Source organism: Pararcticibacter amylolyticus, assembly GCF_003130405.1.
Taxonomy (GTDB): domain Bacteria; phylum Bacteroidota; class Bacteroidia; order Sphingobacteriales; family Sphingobacteriaceae; genus Arcticibacter; species Arcticibacter amylolyticus.
The window spans coordinates 54,415-70,019 of the sequence record NZ_QEAS01000005.1 but is presented as its reverse complement, the minus strand read 5'-3'; the positions used below and the strand labels follow the sequence as shown (position 1 = coordinate 70,019).

Sequence of the window (15,605 nt, the reverse complement as noted above, 5' to 3'; positions counted from 1 at the left end):
AGTAGCGATTCAGCATTTTATCAGTATTAAGATTTATAATTTTATTCCCGTTTGAATGAATAGACCCTATGGACATTTAAAGGTATATCTGAAAGGATCTGCGGTATTTCCGTACCCAACCCTGGCGCTTCCTGTCTCATTCGTAAAATAGTATTCTAATCGCACCAGGTTTTCATTTCCCGGCACGTTCAACAAACCTCTGGGCCAGATATCTATCCTGTATTTCTTACCTCCAAGAGGCTTCAACTTTGTTTTATCAACTTTAGAGCTCACGGCAATTTGCTGTCCGCTTTCAGTGATCCCCCTTGCTTCAAGGAAAATATCATCCGTATTAGACAGCGCAGTTTCCAGGATACCGGCATCAAATGTCATGGAGACAAAATCATTGTCGAGACTTTTTACCGGTTCCACTTTAGCTAGCTGAGGATTGACATAATCAACCAGCTCACCGGAACCGTTAACTACTGAAAAATTGTTGGAGAATGCATATTTAGTATAATCAGTATCCTCCGGCCTTAGATTTTCTTTAGAAGACAGAACGAAGAAACCCAGCCTGCAAAGGCTATTTTCAGAACCAACTTTTGAAGATATCTTTACTTTAAACTTAATATCCTCATTATTAACAAAAGTATATGCAGGCACACTTCTATAAACAAGCCATTCAAAGTCATCCAGTAAGTTCGGGCCTATCCCAAACCTCTTCTTGGCGGCATCAGACCAGGAAAGCCCTGATACAGGTTCTTTTTCTCCCGCCGGAATCAGCTGCAGGGTACTGTTACCCTTTTCCGAGCTTATAAGCTCGACAGTGGTGTTCTGAGAAGCCTTCCAGCTCTTTGGCACCATAAAACCAACTATCAGCTTGGTAGTATAAGGCGGATCTGTGTTTGCAATGCGGGGTTCAGTTCCGCAGTTCAGGGTAAAAGTAGCAACCTGCTCTGCATTTACTTCAGAAGGCACTTCTATGGTCAGCGGAGTTAATCCGCAATTTGCAAGGAACACCACCAGGAACAAGCCAGCAATAAATAAAACAAGCTTTATATTTTTTAATAATTTCTTCATATATGAATTCTTAATCTTGAACTCTTTCAAAAACGTACCTGTACTTATTGGTCTCGCAACCCGGACTAAGGGTCATGCTTAACTGCGTCTTACCTTTTTTCACGGGCATTTGCAGCGACACCTTGTTTTCGAAGGCTCCGCCTGTGGGCTTGAGCAGAAGATAAAAGGGATATTGAGGGTCGTCTAAATTAAACGTACCCGGTATGTTCACCACAAAAGGAAGCTTGTCAACAAAGGAGTAGGTATAATCCTCTTTCAGAATAAAACGGAAGGTGCTTAAATCCACTCTTTGGGATAAATCTTCTTCATTTCTGGTTATCTGCACCACCTTCCAGGTACCGGCTATATTTTTCATCGGTTCCACCGTTGCACTCGTCATTTCCTTGCTGCATCCGGAGAACCCGGCACTTAACACTGCCAAAGCCACACAGATTTTCAAAGTAATTCTATACTTTTTCATTAGAGTAATTTGTTTATTTAATAGCATGAGTGATCATCCTGGCAACGTCTGTTAACGCCTGTCCCTATTTCGGTGTATGATGATTTCATTGCTCTATTGGTTAAATTAGCAGTACACTCAGTAGCCTGGATTTTGCAGAAGCTGCGTTGACTTGGAAACCTCAGAAAGCGGAATCGGCCATAAATACATTCGCTTTTCGAAAATATGCTTGCGGACAGCAATCGTACGGAAGGTTGTACCAGCAGCCGTTTTAGTAGGCTCAGTTCCATGCATTTGCCGGTTCTCCGTCATCTCAGCTATTTTCCATCTCCTGACATCAAAAAAACGGTGGCCTTCAAAAGCAAGTTCCAGCCGTCTTTCATTCTGAATAATTGCACGCATGCTGCTGGTATTAAGTCCTGTCTGTAAATTATACGGATTCAGACCTGCCCTTTTCCGGATCTCTTCTACAGCCTTGTAAACCTCAACATCCGGGGCAGAAAGCCTTTCGTTCCTTGCTTCAGCGAAATTCAATAAGATCTCGGCATACCGGATTAAAGGAAAACAGCGGTTCGTATTGGTGTTAAACCAGTCGGACACAACATCCCTGTTCAGCATTTTATTCGTATAGAAACCTGTAGGCGTACCTTTATAAATAGCATCCTGCCCTGAGCTAACCCTGCCCGGATCAGTGGCATCTATATAGATATTTACAGGAAACTTAGTGATCTCCGGCCTGCGGACAATCAATGTCTGGTCGCGGATAAAGGTGTTATTAAACCTCGGATCACGGTTGCTATAGGGATGCGCCGCATCATACCCCGATGCCGGATCTGTTATGGGAAGACCATTACTCATTCCAAAAGCTTCTGCCAGCTCAAGATATGGATACGCCGCCGGATTACTTACCCCACGGGTGGGTGGCTGCCATAACCCTTCAAGCTCTCGGTTAGGTCCCTGCATTCGTGCGAAAATGAGTTCCGGGCTTTTTCTAAGGGTAAACACCTGGTAGAAGCCGAAGCCCGGCTCGGTGGTATTATCAATCAATAGACTATAATTATTGCTGTTCATTACCTCCAGCGCAGCATCTTCTGCCAGCTTCCAGCGGGCAGGGTCGGCAGACAGGTAACCTGTTATTGGTTTCAGTTCCGCCCGGTCCGCTACTTGTCCTCCGTTAAATAAGGGGCTGGCAGCATACAATAAGACGCGGGATTTTAAACTCTTGCAGGCCGCTTTACTCACCCGTCCATAGTTCTCAGCTACGCGGACCCAATCCAGGTACTTCGCAGCAGTATCGCATTCACTAACTATGTAGTTTACACATTCTTCGAACGTATTCCTTACTCGCGGAACATTGTCATCAGCACTATAGACACTATCTCCCATCAGTGGAACACCACCATAATGCTCAAGCAGGATGAAATAATACCAGGCCCTTAAGAAACGCGCTTCAGCTTTAGTACGCGTTTTGAGCTCCTTAGAAAAGTTTGCCCCAGCCAGGTGCTTAAGGTAAATATTAGCCCTGCGAATATTGGTATAGCTGATACGCCACGCATCATCCGTTATAATCGCCGGATTAACCGTACCTGTCGCAAACTGAATATACGTGTTCACCGAACCAGAGGCAACCCCTTCAGATTCATCTGAAGCCGCATCGAGACCTCCCCCGTCGAATCTGTCGGGATGAACACTGAACCCTATATCCGAATAAATGCCATTCAGGAAGTTCATCGTATAGGCACTGTCGGCAAAAACAGTTTTTTCATCCAGGTCCGTAGACTTCGTTTTCCCTAAAAAGCTTTCCTTTTTACAGCACACGAAGACCACAGAAAACAGGATCAAAGAAATAAACGATAATACTTTGTCCATAATTAGTGAGAAAATTGATTAGTTAATATTTTACCAGAAATTACTTCAAAGTCTTATTTTACTTGCTGCAATCTGCCATGTCAATTCAGGCATTTTATCATCACGAAAACTTCGATCTGTGCAGTAATATTCTCTCACTAAATTATTTAATAAAACCGATTTAGCAAACCAAAAATACAGTTTTATAAAAAATACATTTATCATTCAGAATGAATGATATTTATAAAACAAAAGGAACAGATGAATGCATTATTATTCAATACACCCTATTTTAATTGAAATTTCGAAAAATATCAGAATATGATATCTACAGAATAATACGGGTCAGACAAAGGCTTTTTGTCCGACCGAACGCAGAATTGCAAAATCGATTTACTAAAGAATGAAAATCAGATACGAACCGGATCTTTCTAAGATTTATTTCAGCAAAATCCCCCCGGCGCGCACAAAAAAGCCGGACACTTAACTTTAGTTGTCCGGCGGCTCAGGCCATTTATAACGAGGCTGCTTTATACTTTCAGATGCATGAACATATCAAATCCCCCAGCTCTTGTTAGGAATACGCCCCATTTCCAGGACCAGAGCCCCTCCTTTTACGATAACCGAATGGTCGATACTGCTTTTATTGTATGGCTTTCCGTTAAGCGTAGCTCTTTGTATATAGACATTTTCCGGAGAATTATTCCTCGCCTCTACTCTGAAGATTTTAGACGAATGCTCCCCAACCTTTATCTCTGCCTGATCGAAAACCGGACTTGTAATTTCATACCGGGTGTCACCCGGACAAACCGGATGCAACCCAACCGCAGCAAGTACATACCAGGCCGACATTTGCCCCACATCTTCATTTCCGACCAGGCCTTCCACTTTATTCTTATAAGCTCTTGCGCAAATCTCCCGGGTCCATTTTTGGGTTAACCACGGAGATTTCAACTGATTAAATAAGAATGGCACATGATGAACCGGCTCGTTAGCGTGGTTGTAATAATCATTCCACATCATATTCCCGGGAACTTTTTCAAAAAATTGCTCCAGATCCGCTACCACTTTCTCACGTCCCCCCATCAGTTGTGTCATTCCGGGCACGTCATGAGGCACAAACCAGCCTTGCTGATAAGGATTACTCTCGATGCAGCCATACCATTGTTTTAATCTGCCCTCTTCGGGCCACAGCTCCCAGTTTCCGTCCTTATCTTTGGGGCGGAACCAGCCAACCTCAGGATCAAATATATTGCGGTAAGCCTGGCCCCGGAGCTGGTACTTCGCAGCATCTTCTGCCCGGCCTAAATCACTTGCAAGGCGCGAAACACACCAGTCGAAGTAAGCATATTCCAGCGTATTAGCAATACCAAACGACTCAAATGTATAACCCCGGCTTCCGTTCCCGAATTTTTCAGCGGTGTTTTTGCAGAGCTGATAAGCCTCCTTTATATCATATCCCCTGATACCTTTTGCATAAGCATCGGCGATTACCGAAATGGCAGGATTACCAATCATGCAACCACTGTACGAATTCAGCATTTCCCAGCGTTCCAGGTAATCAAATTTTTTTTCATCCGCCAGCGTTACCAGGGAATTAATCAGGTCATTTACCAAAGACGGATTAATGATCGTTTGTAAAGGCATCTGGCTCCGAAACACATCCCAGCCGCTAAATATAGTCCGCTTTGTGAAGCTTCTGGAAATATGAGGCTGCCCGTCACCGCCCATGTACCGTCCGTCTACATCTTCGAAAATCCGGGGATCAATCATGGTATGATAAAGCGCTGTATAAAAAACGGTTTTTTGTTCATCCGTCCCTCCCTTTACTTTAACCTTGCTAAGCGCTGTGTTCCATTGTTGCCTGGCTTTGAGTCGAACTGCTTCAAAGTTCCAGTCAGGGGCCTCAGCCGCCAAATTATTTCTCGCGCCTTCAATACTTATGTATGAAATTCCTGTTTTAAGAAGGATCTGCTCACCTTCTTCCGTATTAAAATTGGCAAAAAAGCCTAAATGTTTACCTGAAGAAGAGATTCCGGTTGATATTTTAGCCTTAGCCACAAGATCCTGATAAGCCATGCTTTCTACATCTTCACGCTTTCTGCTCCAGCTGTCCGGAATTTCGGCACTCCAAACGCCGTAATCTTTTAATGGCCTACTGAATTTTGCACAAAAATATACGGTGTAATCTGCCTTTCCGTCCCCATTTCCCCAACCTCCTCCTTCCGGGGTGCACTTCATCCATCCTTCGATGGTATTTTCGTTTACAACTTTTACATACTGGGAAGTAGAGGTTCCCCCCACCCGTCTTGCCAGATCGATCTGTATTCTGGATGAGGCATTCCGGGGAAAAGAAAACCGCATTATTCCGCAATGTGGAGTGGCCGTAAGCTCAGCTTTTATCTTATAGTCGGTAAGAAAAACGGAATAGTACCCGGCCGATGCTTTTTCACTCGCCTTATCGTAGAATGACCGATACCCCTTAGCACCATTTTCCTTGCCCGAACTGGTTTGCAAAGGACCTGTAGTGGGCATGACAAGAAAATTTCCCATATCTCCATACCAGCCCACTCCACTCATCTGAGTAAGAGCAAAGCCTTCTATGGTTTTGTGTTCAAAGCTGTATCCGGATCCATTATCTCCGCCCGTAATGGTATTTGGGCTTACCTGAACCATTCCAAAAGGGGTGGTTGCTCCTGGAAAGGTTTTACCTAAGCCATGATATATCCCGGCGGCACCTTCACTAGTACTAGCTCCAATAAAGGGATTCACGAAATCAGCAGGCTTCCTGGTCTGGGTAAAAGTAATCGCAGGACCAGGAACGAGCAGTCCGGCGAGGAGTACCATTGCCTTCAAAACTCCGGGCAGCTTTTGAATTAAAACACTCATGACATATTTAAGAATTTGGTTAGTTAGCATATATCAAAGACATCATTGGTTAGTACCGGACCAGGTTCAGGTTCAGGTTCAGAGAACCAATCTGCCCGGCAAAACAAATGTAGCTAAAAAACCGATTTAGCAAGAGTGTTATGAAAATATTTCTATCGTTTAACAGAACCCGGTCAGCAATAGGATCATACCGGTAAGCCAGATATCACCCGATAGGCAACGCAGGAGCTGCCAAAGAGAGCGGTTGCTATTTAAATTGCCAAGAATCGAAATTAAACAAATTATCACCTTTGCCTTTAAAAACAAAGTACAGGTCATGTGTTCCGTTTACATTATTGATCTTTGCCGTACAGGTTTTCCAGAGATTTGCCCCACCAGTACTCTTCACGACGCATGTTCCCAGCAGCTTTCCATCCACAGCACCGGCACGGATCTCAATAATTCCGCCCGACATGGACGCCACTCTGGCTCTGAAATCCTTTGTATTCCTGGTAAATTTTACACCACGTACTTTTATATAATCACCGCTATCTACCGCCGTAACATATATACCGCCGCCTATACTGTCTTTTGATGTTTTTAAACCCGATGCCCAGGCAATCGTTTCGGCTTCATTCACCATATACGGATTAATATCCCCCGGTTCATCAAGGCCTTTTTCAGTCCACCAGGGCAACTCCTGTATCGTCCCGTCAGGATTGTACTTCAATTCGGCCACACATACCGATCGCCTTTCGTGATGTTTCTCGGTGATCATAAAATTTAGCCGGTAGTTGAATCCGAAAACATAAGATTTTCCTTTATAGTCAATAATGCCGGGATGATTGCCTGACGACTTTTTGTTAGGTTGCATGATATATCCCCTGAACTCCCAGGGACCTTCAGGACTTTTGCTCATCGCATACGCCATTCCCTCAGGACAGCAAGTTGAAGCATAGGCCATATAATAATTCCCATTACGCTTATAAGCCCAGGGACCTTCCTGGTAATGGAACGGGTCAGGCTGATCTTTCTTTTTAGCTATTGAAGCGTCTTTGACAATTTCTCCGGAGAAAGAGATCATGTCCTTATTGAGCTTCACATACCATAAATTAGGATTCCCCCAATACATATATGCCTGGCCGTCATCATCGATAAACACCGTGGGATCAATGCTGTCATATTTATCCCCGATCAGGGGCTTTCCCAAAGGATCAACGAAGGGACCTATGGGGGTATCGGCAACAAGCACTCCTATGCCGCGTCCCTGAACCGGGCAGTACATATAAAACTTACCGTCCCGCTCTATGATCTGCGGCGCCCAGGCACCATTCTCAAAACCTCCCCAGCCAGTAATGGCCTTATCCGCCCATTTAAAATTCCGTAACGATGCTACCGTACCCCTGTCTGTCCAGTTCACCATATCAGTAGAAGTATAACAAAGCCAGTCACGCATCAGGAACCTGCCCATCCCTCCGGGAGCGTTGTCTTCATCATGGCTCGTATAAAGGAATACGGTGTCCTGGTATACCATCGGTGCAGGATCTGCCGTAAACTTGGTTTGAATAATGGGATTCTGAGCCGACGCTTCGGAAGCGGCCAGCATGAACATTAAAAAGGGCTTTGCAAAATATTTCATAGTTTTTCTATCCGGTTTTGGCTCACATAAGCCGGGGATTATTCCCGTTATTACAGTAAGCAGCAAGGTTGGCAAAGCACAAAAATGGATATATGGATATTTTGCAACGTTTAAATAAACGTTTTTTTGTAGCACAAATGTCTAAACGTGACGTGATCACAATGATTGCCTCAATCCGGCTGCTGCTCCACTTTATGCAGCAGGAAGATCGCAAGCAGGAAAAGCACAAGAGAAAAGCCAGGTTGAGACGCTTCTACAAAACCGTACCCACTATGTATTTTTGCAATTAAAGCCGATATCATACAGATACAAAACCCCACGTATACCCATTCTCTAATTCTTGCCGGTATTCCGGGAATCAACAGCGCAATGCCCCCCAGTATCTTCGCAATGGTAAGCTCAACACGAAAGTAAGCCGGGAATCCCATCCTATCCGTAAATTCCGTCTGATGTGTTTCTGCGAACCATGCCGCAAAAAACATAAAAAAAGACATTAAACCGGTTAATAGCCAATAATACAATTGCTTGCTTTTCATTCTTTTTGATCATGACGATCAAGAAGTAAAAAAGGGGACAGAACTTCTCTCATAAGATGCAGCGATTAACAAAAAAGAAGAAGCCATCCTGATGTACCAGCGTTCTATTACGCTGAAACCCGGTAATGAGGCAGGCAGGAAGATACTGGAACGGATACAGGCACAGCCACGATAATATCCTGGTTATCAATAAAATCAGCCCTGCAATTAAAAGCCCCGGTTTGTGCAACCGGGGCTCACCCTTTATCAAACTACTAAAAGATTGCTCAATATCCCGGATTTTGGGTTATATGTGGATTAACTGTGATTTCGTTCAGTGGAATCGGATAAAGCTGCTGGTGCCCGTCTGAACTCCAGGTGCCACCTTTAGCCGCACTAACATTCCCCGGCGCACCCATAACCGTATTCACATTTATGGTGCTGGCCGTATGAACAGCCCTGTTCAGGTCAAACCAGCGGTGCCCCCATTCTGTAAACAACTCTACCTGCCGCTCATGCTGAATAGCGGTAAGCAAAGATGCTTTGTCCCTTGCTCCGGCGTAGTTCGGTAAACCTGCCCGCCTGCGGACTGCATTTAAATCGTCTACGGCAGTAACATCACCAAGTTCAGCTTTGGCTTCAGCCCGGATGAGGAATTGCTCTGCCAGGCGCAGTACCATTGTAAATTCAGAAATCGCGCTGCCTGTTTGGACTTTATATTTATAGGGAAAATAATAGGTTTCTCCCTCCTCGGTTATAGAACCTATCCAGTTAGCTTTCCGTTTATCATCATTCTCAAAGGCACCCAGTAGCTGCGGACTTATCGTGTTACCTTGTTCAGTACCTGAATCGTTAGGCATGCCAAGCAATATGAAAGCATTGCCATCATTGGTATTATAATTTGCAGGTAATGGAGTAAAAAGCTGCCAGATTGCTTCTGTGCTATTCTTTAAAAATACACTATTCTCACCGCTGAGATTGTCGCAGAGTTTATACGCACTATTCCCAATAACACTGCTGGCTGCTGTGACTGCCGCCTGGTAGCCCGACGGATCATTTTTATCGTAGTCGGCTTTATACAGATATGCCCTGGCTAATAAGGCTGAAGCTACCGCCTTGTTAGGGCGCACACGATCCGTGGTTGTTGCCGTATCGGTTGCATCTATATAATTACTATTTAAAAAACTTTGTGCAAGAGTAAGATCTGAGATTACCTGCTGTAATACCTGCAAACGTGGCGATCGGGATAGTTGGCTGGTGATCTTATAATCTGTAGTTAGCGCAATCGGCGCATCGCCGTAGGCATTAGTCAGGTAAAAATGCCAGAAAGCCCGGATAAAGTAAGCTTCGCCGGTCAGCTGATTCTTCACATTGGTCTTCAAACCACCACCATATTGCTCCAGGCCCTGTATGACCGCATTAGCCTGGTAAATATAACTATAAGCATTCTCCCATTCACCAAATGTTAGCGACATCGCACTGGTCATGGCGTTACGGTAGAACGAAAAGTAAGACGACATGGCCGAGTTTGAATAAGTGGTTAATTCATCGGCCAGTACGCCGTTTTGAATGGCAATCACAACAGACTCCGGCGTATTCTGAAACATCTGGGTATAAATATTCGTGACCGCTGAAGTAGCCGCCGCCGCATTATTAAAAGTAGATGAAGTGACAAGCTCAGAGTTGGGAGGGGGAATTTCAACAAATTTCCGGCATCCCGAAATCAGAGCCAGTATTAGCAGGGATGGGACCAAAAATAACCTGCTCACGTTATTGTGTGTATGATGTATTTTCATTACTAATTTCTTGATGGCCAAATTAAATGGATGCATGTATACCGAATACGATCGTCCGCAATGGCGGCAGACCCAGTGAACCTGTCTCCGGATCAAGCCCGAAGTAATTACTGAAAGTTGCCAGATTTTGCCCCTGCAGATAAACGTTCACATTTTTTAAACGCATCGTTTTCTGCCATAAAGAAGGCAGGTTATAAGACAGTGAAACATTTTTTAAGCGAATGAAAGAAGCATCGCCATATCCAAAGGTACTGGTTGTCGAACGATAGCCCGGATCGGCCAGATTGAAAGTTGACAGGCGCCCAAAAAGCGCTTCATCGCCCGGGCGTATCCAAAAGTTACCGGCCATTGCTGCAGGAAGATTGTAGTTAAAGGTACCGGCTGATTGTAACACTGAACTTTCCCCGTAATAATTCACTTTCTGTTGTTTAACAAACTGAAACGAAAAATCCAGCTGCAAACCCTTATACTTTAAAGCATTGCCCAACAAGCCATAATACTGTTGTGTAACCGGCTTTGTCACCATAAGATCTGCGGGGTATTCCGGGTCGGTAGTGGTCTCTCCTGAGGATTTTATGAAATTATACAAACCATCTTCCGCATTTACACCGGCAAAAACATAACGCTTGGATATAAAAATGCTTTGCCCTTCTACATACACATTTGCGTAGTTAGAAGTTTCCAGTCCTGGATATGACACCAGCTTATTGCCTTGAAGAGTTAAGTTTACAGAGGTACTCCACTTAAAGTTCTTTCGCTGGAGATTGGTAGTGTTCAGGGTAAACTCTGCGCCCGAGTTCCGGACAACGGCAGGCAGATTCGCCTGTACCGAGGGAAAACCGGCTGTTGCACCTAAGGGATAAGATAGCAGTTGATTACCGCTGCGGTTAAGATAATAACCGGCAGTAAGATTAATGCGGTCATTCAGGAATCCCAGATCGAGTCCGAGTTCCAGCTTTTTATTTACTTCCCAGGCAAAATACGCGTTAGGAATGCGGGTTGCATAGAGTCCCGTGATACCCTGGTAGGTAGTAGAATTGCTGGAATAAGAACTGAGATAAGTATAGTCAGTTATCTGGTCGTTCCCGGCTACCCCATAGCTTGCACGAAGCTTACCGAAGCTCAGCCAATCCAGGTGATTGTCAAAAAAACCTTCGCGGCTGAAAACCCAGCCCAAACCAACGGCTCCAAAATTCCCGAACTGTTTCCCTGGTCCAAAACGACTGCTTCCATCCCGTCGGGCAGTCAGATTCAACAGGTATTTCTCTTCCCAGTTATAGTTAAGGCGCGCGTAAACGGCTGTATACTTATAGGTAATATCGGTAGAGCCAAAGAACCTGAAATTAGATGCGTTGGCCGGATTAGTCAGCAAGGCATCGCTGGCGTAACCCGAAGTGAGATAGGAGGCAGAATTAGTATACTGGCTTTGAAAACTTGTACCGGCTAACACATTCAGCTCACCTCTGCCAATCTTCCTGATATAGTTCAATTGCGGCTCAATGATCCAGTTAGTAGATTTTCCGTTGCCATAGTTGTTACTCCGTCGCGCAGCGTTGTTGGTGTTCGGCGGTGCAATAGCTAACGACGGCGTAATATTGACCTGTTCAGTCGTTGCGTAATTATAACCGGTATTTGTTTTAAAAGTAAGCTCCGGCAGGATTTTATAACTCAGCGTAAGGTTACTGGTTAACCCGTTACTGGTAGCGTCGGCCGTTCTAACGGTATAAGTTAAGGGATTGCCCCATGTTGCGGTTGTACCGTTGGTCTGCCAGTTGAGTGTCCCGTCAGGATTGAAAGCCGCAGGGGCAACCGGCGAAAGGGTTAATGCATAATTTGTGAGATCTGATTGCGGCAGATTATTTTCATCATGAGTATATCCTCCGGAAAGCGTTAGCTGAAAACGGTTACTCGCAGACGAATGGTTCAAATTGAAATTCAGGGTACCCTTCTGGTCTGCAAAATCACCTGGATAAACAGTAGTGTGACGGTTAAAGCCCCCTCCAACATAGAATTGCGTAGATTCACTTCCTCCGGATACAGAAACCTGCGCATTGGTATAATGACCTGTTCCGCCTATTAATTCCTTTTGCCAGTCGGTATAACGGGTGGTATCCCATACACCATTTAAATCATAAGCGGTGGCGGGTATATCGATACCATCATTCGCATAAGCCTGGCGGCGCATTTGTAAATACTGTTCGGTATTCATCATATCCATGGTGCGCGTCACCTTTGAAACACCCTGGGAAAAATCGACGTTAACCAGCGTGTTACCGGGTCTGCCCTTTTTCGTTGTGATCAGAATAACACCATTAGCACCACGCGATCCATAAATGGCCGTAGCATCCGCATCTTTAAGTACATCAATACTTTCGATGTCATTAGGATTAAGCAGGTTAAAAGGACTTAAGCCGCCTGCAGAAGTGTTGCTGAAACCGGTGCCTGATCCCAGCGGGCCGCTTGTAACACCTGCACCCGGCGTAAGCGTACGATTGGAATAGGGAACTCCGTCTATCACGTAAAGCGGATCATTTCCATTGGCAATACTGTTCTGCCCCCGCAGACGTACCAGGGAATTGGCTCCGGGAACACCAGATTGCTGCTGAATATATAAACCGGGAACACGCCCTATCAACGCCTGAATCGGATCAGTAACCGGCTGCATGCTGATCTCTTTCGCACTGACACTGCTTACCGAACCTGTACTAAGCGCTTGTTTTTCCGTATAATAACCTTTATTAATCACCACCTCGCGCAGGTTTGCGACGCCGGCATGCATCACAATCCTTGCCGGAACTTCTCCTGCTTTTAATTCAGTTACAATGAAACCAATGTGAGAGAATGTAATAAGTGACTTCTCATCTTTCGCGATGATCTTAAAAGTGCCCCGCTGATCGGTGAGCACGATATTACTGGTACCTTTTTCACGAACGACGACACCCTGCATGGGATGCCCGATAGAATCTGTCACAATTCCCTGTACCGTTATTTGCTGAAAGCCCGCAATAAGGCGTTCTTTAACTTTATGCAGAAGGGAAACATCTTTGGGACTGATCAAAACAGTTTTATCTTCTATTCTGAAATCAAACGACAGACCCTGAAGAAAATCTGCCATCACATTGTTAATATCCTCATTATTGTAATTAACACTGCGGACTTTTATTTTTTTCATGTTATCAGAAGATATCAGCACGTCAAGCCCGGTTTGCTTCCTGATCTCATCGATCATTTGAGCCATCGTTACCCTGCTCTTATGATAAGTGATCTTCTGGCCGTAACTGGAGGCGCTTGCTTGCAATAAGCCAGCAAATAAAAGAAGCGTAATAAGTTTCATGACCAACAAAAATTGATGCGTACCCGTACCAGGGCGCGCGCAAAAAAGTCGCGTAAAAATTTTATACATTTGGGTATTCGGTTAAAATGAAAATTGTGTTCGAAGCAATTCTTTAAATGTTTATCTGCCTTGCAGATAAAACTTTACGACCGGACAATTCAAACGGAGGCGTGTCCAGCGCTTCCGTTTCTTACCAGGCCGCGTACCTTCCTTGTTCCTCTAATATTCCATATAGTTCCTTCGGAGTTGAATCATTATTATTTACTGTTTACTTATTTTTTATATACAGTTACCTTGTTTCCTTCCGCTTTAAACTTTACGGTACCCGTACTCTCGAGCTTATCCAGCACCTTTGACAAATCACTAAACCTGTTGATGGTACCATAATATTTTTGGTTATCGATCTGGTCAGCATAAACAACTTCCACATTGTACCAACGTGATATTTCCCGCATGATGGCAGTCAGCTCCTCATTGTCCAGTTTGAAATAGTTATTTTTCCAGGCGACAACCCCATCGGTATTTACATCTGTAATTTTCAACTGAGCGCCAGCACCCACAGCTTGCTGGCCTGGTTTAATGACGATATTATTTACACTTGCAGAGCCGCTGATAAGCGTGGTATGCATAGCAGGCTCATCTTCATAAGCATTTATATTAAAGGAAGTGCCTATATCTTTGATAATCTGGTCACGCGTTTCCACTTCAAATTGCCTGGACTCATCATGAGCTACATCAAAATATGCCTCTCCCGTTAATTTTACAATACGCTTTTTACCATTAAAGGCGACCGGAAATGTAATCGATGAAGCTGCATTGAGCCAGACTTTAGTACCATCTGCCAGGACTACCGGGTAGGCTAATTTCTCTCCACGGGCTGTGGCCACCGAATTAAACAAATTAGCATTCTGATCAGTTACCTTGCCCGAAAAAGTTATCTGACGCTGATCATCAACCGATATCACCATTCCGTTTTGATCCGCTATCTTCCCATTCAAGGCCTTATTGAGGATGATCTTCCGGCCATTAGCCAAAGTCAGAGTGCCCTGGCTCAAAGCAGGACGCCTGTCTATCACCTGTTTATCAGGATCACTTCGGACTAAAAAGAACACACCCGCCGACAAAGTAATCAGAATAACGGCGGCAATGGCAGCATATCTGCGGACAGGAGACACAGGGGCGGGGCGCTGCCGCGCGAGCATCTGCTCTACTTCCTTATCCATATACTCCGAGACAAGTCTATCGATCTCCTGCCTGCCCATTAAGTCAAAAAACACCATCAGTTCACTTTCACTGGCGGCACCTTCGATATAACGCTCAATGAGTGTTCTCTTTGCATTTTCGTCTTGTTCCAGCATTTATATCTTGTTTTCAGACTGCATTACGAACAAGAGCACATCACCGGGTACGCATGATGAAAGAAATATTAATTTTTTGAAAAGAATTTATTAAGCCGGTAGAATTATCAATGCAGGGTAAGCATTAAGGCTGCCAGCAATATTTTAAGATCGATGCCCAGTTCCTTGTCCACAGCCCTTTTTAAAATCCGCATAGAATATCCCATGTGCTTTTTTACAGTATGATGTGTAATTCCTAATTGAACAGCGGCTTCTTCATAGGTAAGATATTGCTGCCGGCACAGCTTGAACACTTCCCGCGTGCGCTCCGGCATGGTGTCGAGTATTTTCTCTATAAAAGCAAGGTAATCACGCGTAAACTGGTTCTCTTCCGGCAGGTTCCGGCCAGTGGGGTATTCGTTCAGGATCATGCTGGCAGCGGCTTGCTCTACAGAAACTCTCCGTAAAAAATCGAGAGCACGGCTTTTAGCAACCGTGTAAAGCCACGATGCCGGGGCAATAGTTTCAGGCAACTCACTACGCCCCTCCCAGCATTTAAGAAACACATTTTGACAAATATCCTCAGACAAATTAGAAGACTTCAGAAATTTACGCAGAAAACGAACAATATCCGCATGATAACGCCCATATAATTCTGCAAAAGCACCCCGATCATCAACTTTCATCAGACCAAACAACTCCAAATCGGTATACAAATTATAGCGCCCCATAATTAAGCCCGTAAGCTAATCATTTTTTCCCACTTCAAG

At 44.5% G+C, this 15,605-nt stretch carries 10 protein-coding genes; all 10 read right to left on the bottom strand.

Annotated elements, in window-relative coordinates:
- Positions 1-66 precede the first annotated feature (66 nt).
- The 10 genes from DDR33_RS07550 to DDR33_RS07505 all read right to left on the bottom strand — a co-directional run bounded on the left by DDR33_RS07550 (position 67) and on the right by DDR33_RS07505 (position 15,566).
- Positions 67-1,059, bottom strand: a complete 993-nt coding sequence (locus tag DDR33_RS07550) for a DUF4961 domain-containing protein (RefSeq protein WP_109415169.1) — start codon at positions 1,057-1,059, stop codon at positions 67-69.
- Positions 1,060-1,069: 10 nt separating this feature from the next.
- Positions 1,070-1,519 carry a DUF5004 domain-containing protein gene (locus tag DDR33_RS07545; protein ID WP_158280675.1) on the bottom strand — a complete coding sequence of 150 codons (450 nt, stop codon included), beginning with the start codon at positions 1,517-1,519 and terminating at the stop codon, positions 1,070-1,072.
- Positions 1,520-1,636: 117 nt separating this feature from the next.
- On the bottom strand, positions 1,637-3,367 hold the full coding sequence (locus tag DDR33_RS07540; RefSeq protein WP_109415167.1) for a RagB/SusD family nutrient uptake outer membrane protein: 1,731 nt from the start codon (positions 3,365-3,367) through the stop codon (positions 1,637-1,639).
- Between the two features lie 534 nt (positions 3,368-3,901).
- On the bottom strand, positions 3,902-6,235 hold the full coding sequence (locus tag DDR33_RS07535) for a GH92 family glycosyl hydrolase (protein ID WP_238387707.1): 2,334 nt from the start codon (positions 6,233-6,235) through the stop codon (positions 3,902-3,904).
- A 247-nt stretch (positions 6,236-6,482) separates the two neighbouring features.
- Complete coding sequence (locus tag DDR33_RS07530; protein ID WP_109415294.1) at positions 6,483-7,853, bottom strand: glycoside hydrolase family 43 protein; 1,371 nt, start codon at positions 7,851-7,853, stop codon at positions 6,483-6,485.
- Positions 7,854-8,023: 170 nt separating this feature from the next.
- Positions 8,024-8,347, bottom strand: a complete 324-nt coding sequence (locus DDR33_RS07525; protein WP_262509934.1) for a DoxX family protein — start codon at positions 8,345-8,347, stop codon at positions 8,024-8,026.
- A gap of 308 nt (positions 8,348-8,655) precedes the next feature.
- Positions 8,656-10,164, bottom strand: coding sequence for a RagB/SusD family nutrient uptake outer membrane protein (locus DDR33_RS07520; RefSeq protein ID WP_158280674.1), 1,509 nt, complete (start codon positions 10,162-10,164; stop codon positions 8,656-8,658).
- A 22-nt stretch (positions 10,165-10,186) separates the two neighbouring features.
- A complete protein-coding gene (locus DDR33_RS07515; RefSeq protein ID WP_158280673.1) occupies positions 10,187-13,498 on the bottom strand; it encodes a SusC/RagA family TonB-linked outer membrane protein in 3,312 nt (1,103 codons plus the stop codon).
- 272 nt (positions 13,499-13,770) lie between these two features.
- Positions 13,771-14,856: a FecR domain-containing protein gene (locus DDR33_RS07510; protein ID WP_109415163.1), complete on the bottom strand. Its 1,086-nt coding sequence runs from the start codon at positions 14,854-14,856 to the stop codon at positions 13,771-13,773.
- Positions 14,857-14,963: 107 nt separating this feature from the next.
- Entirely contained in the window at positions 14,964-15,566 is a 603-nt protein-coding gene (locus tag DDR33_RS07505; RefSeq protein WP_109415162.1) for an RNA polymerase sigma factor, read from the bottom strand.
- Positions 15,567-15,605 lie beyond the last annotated feature (39 nt).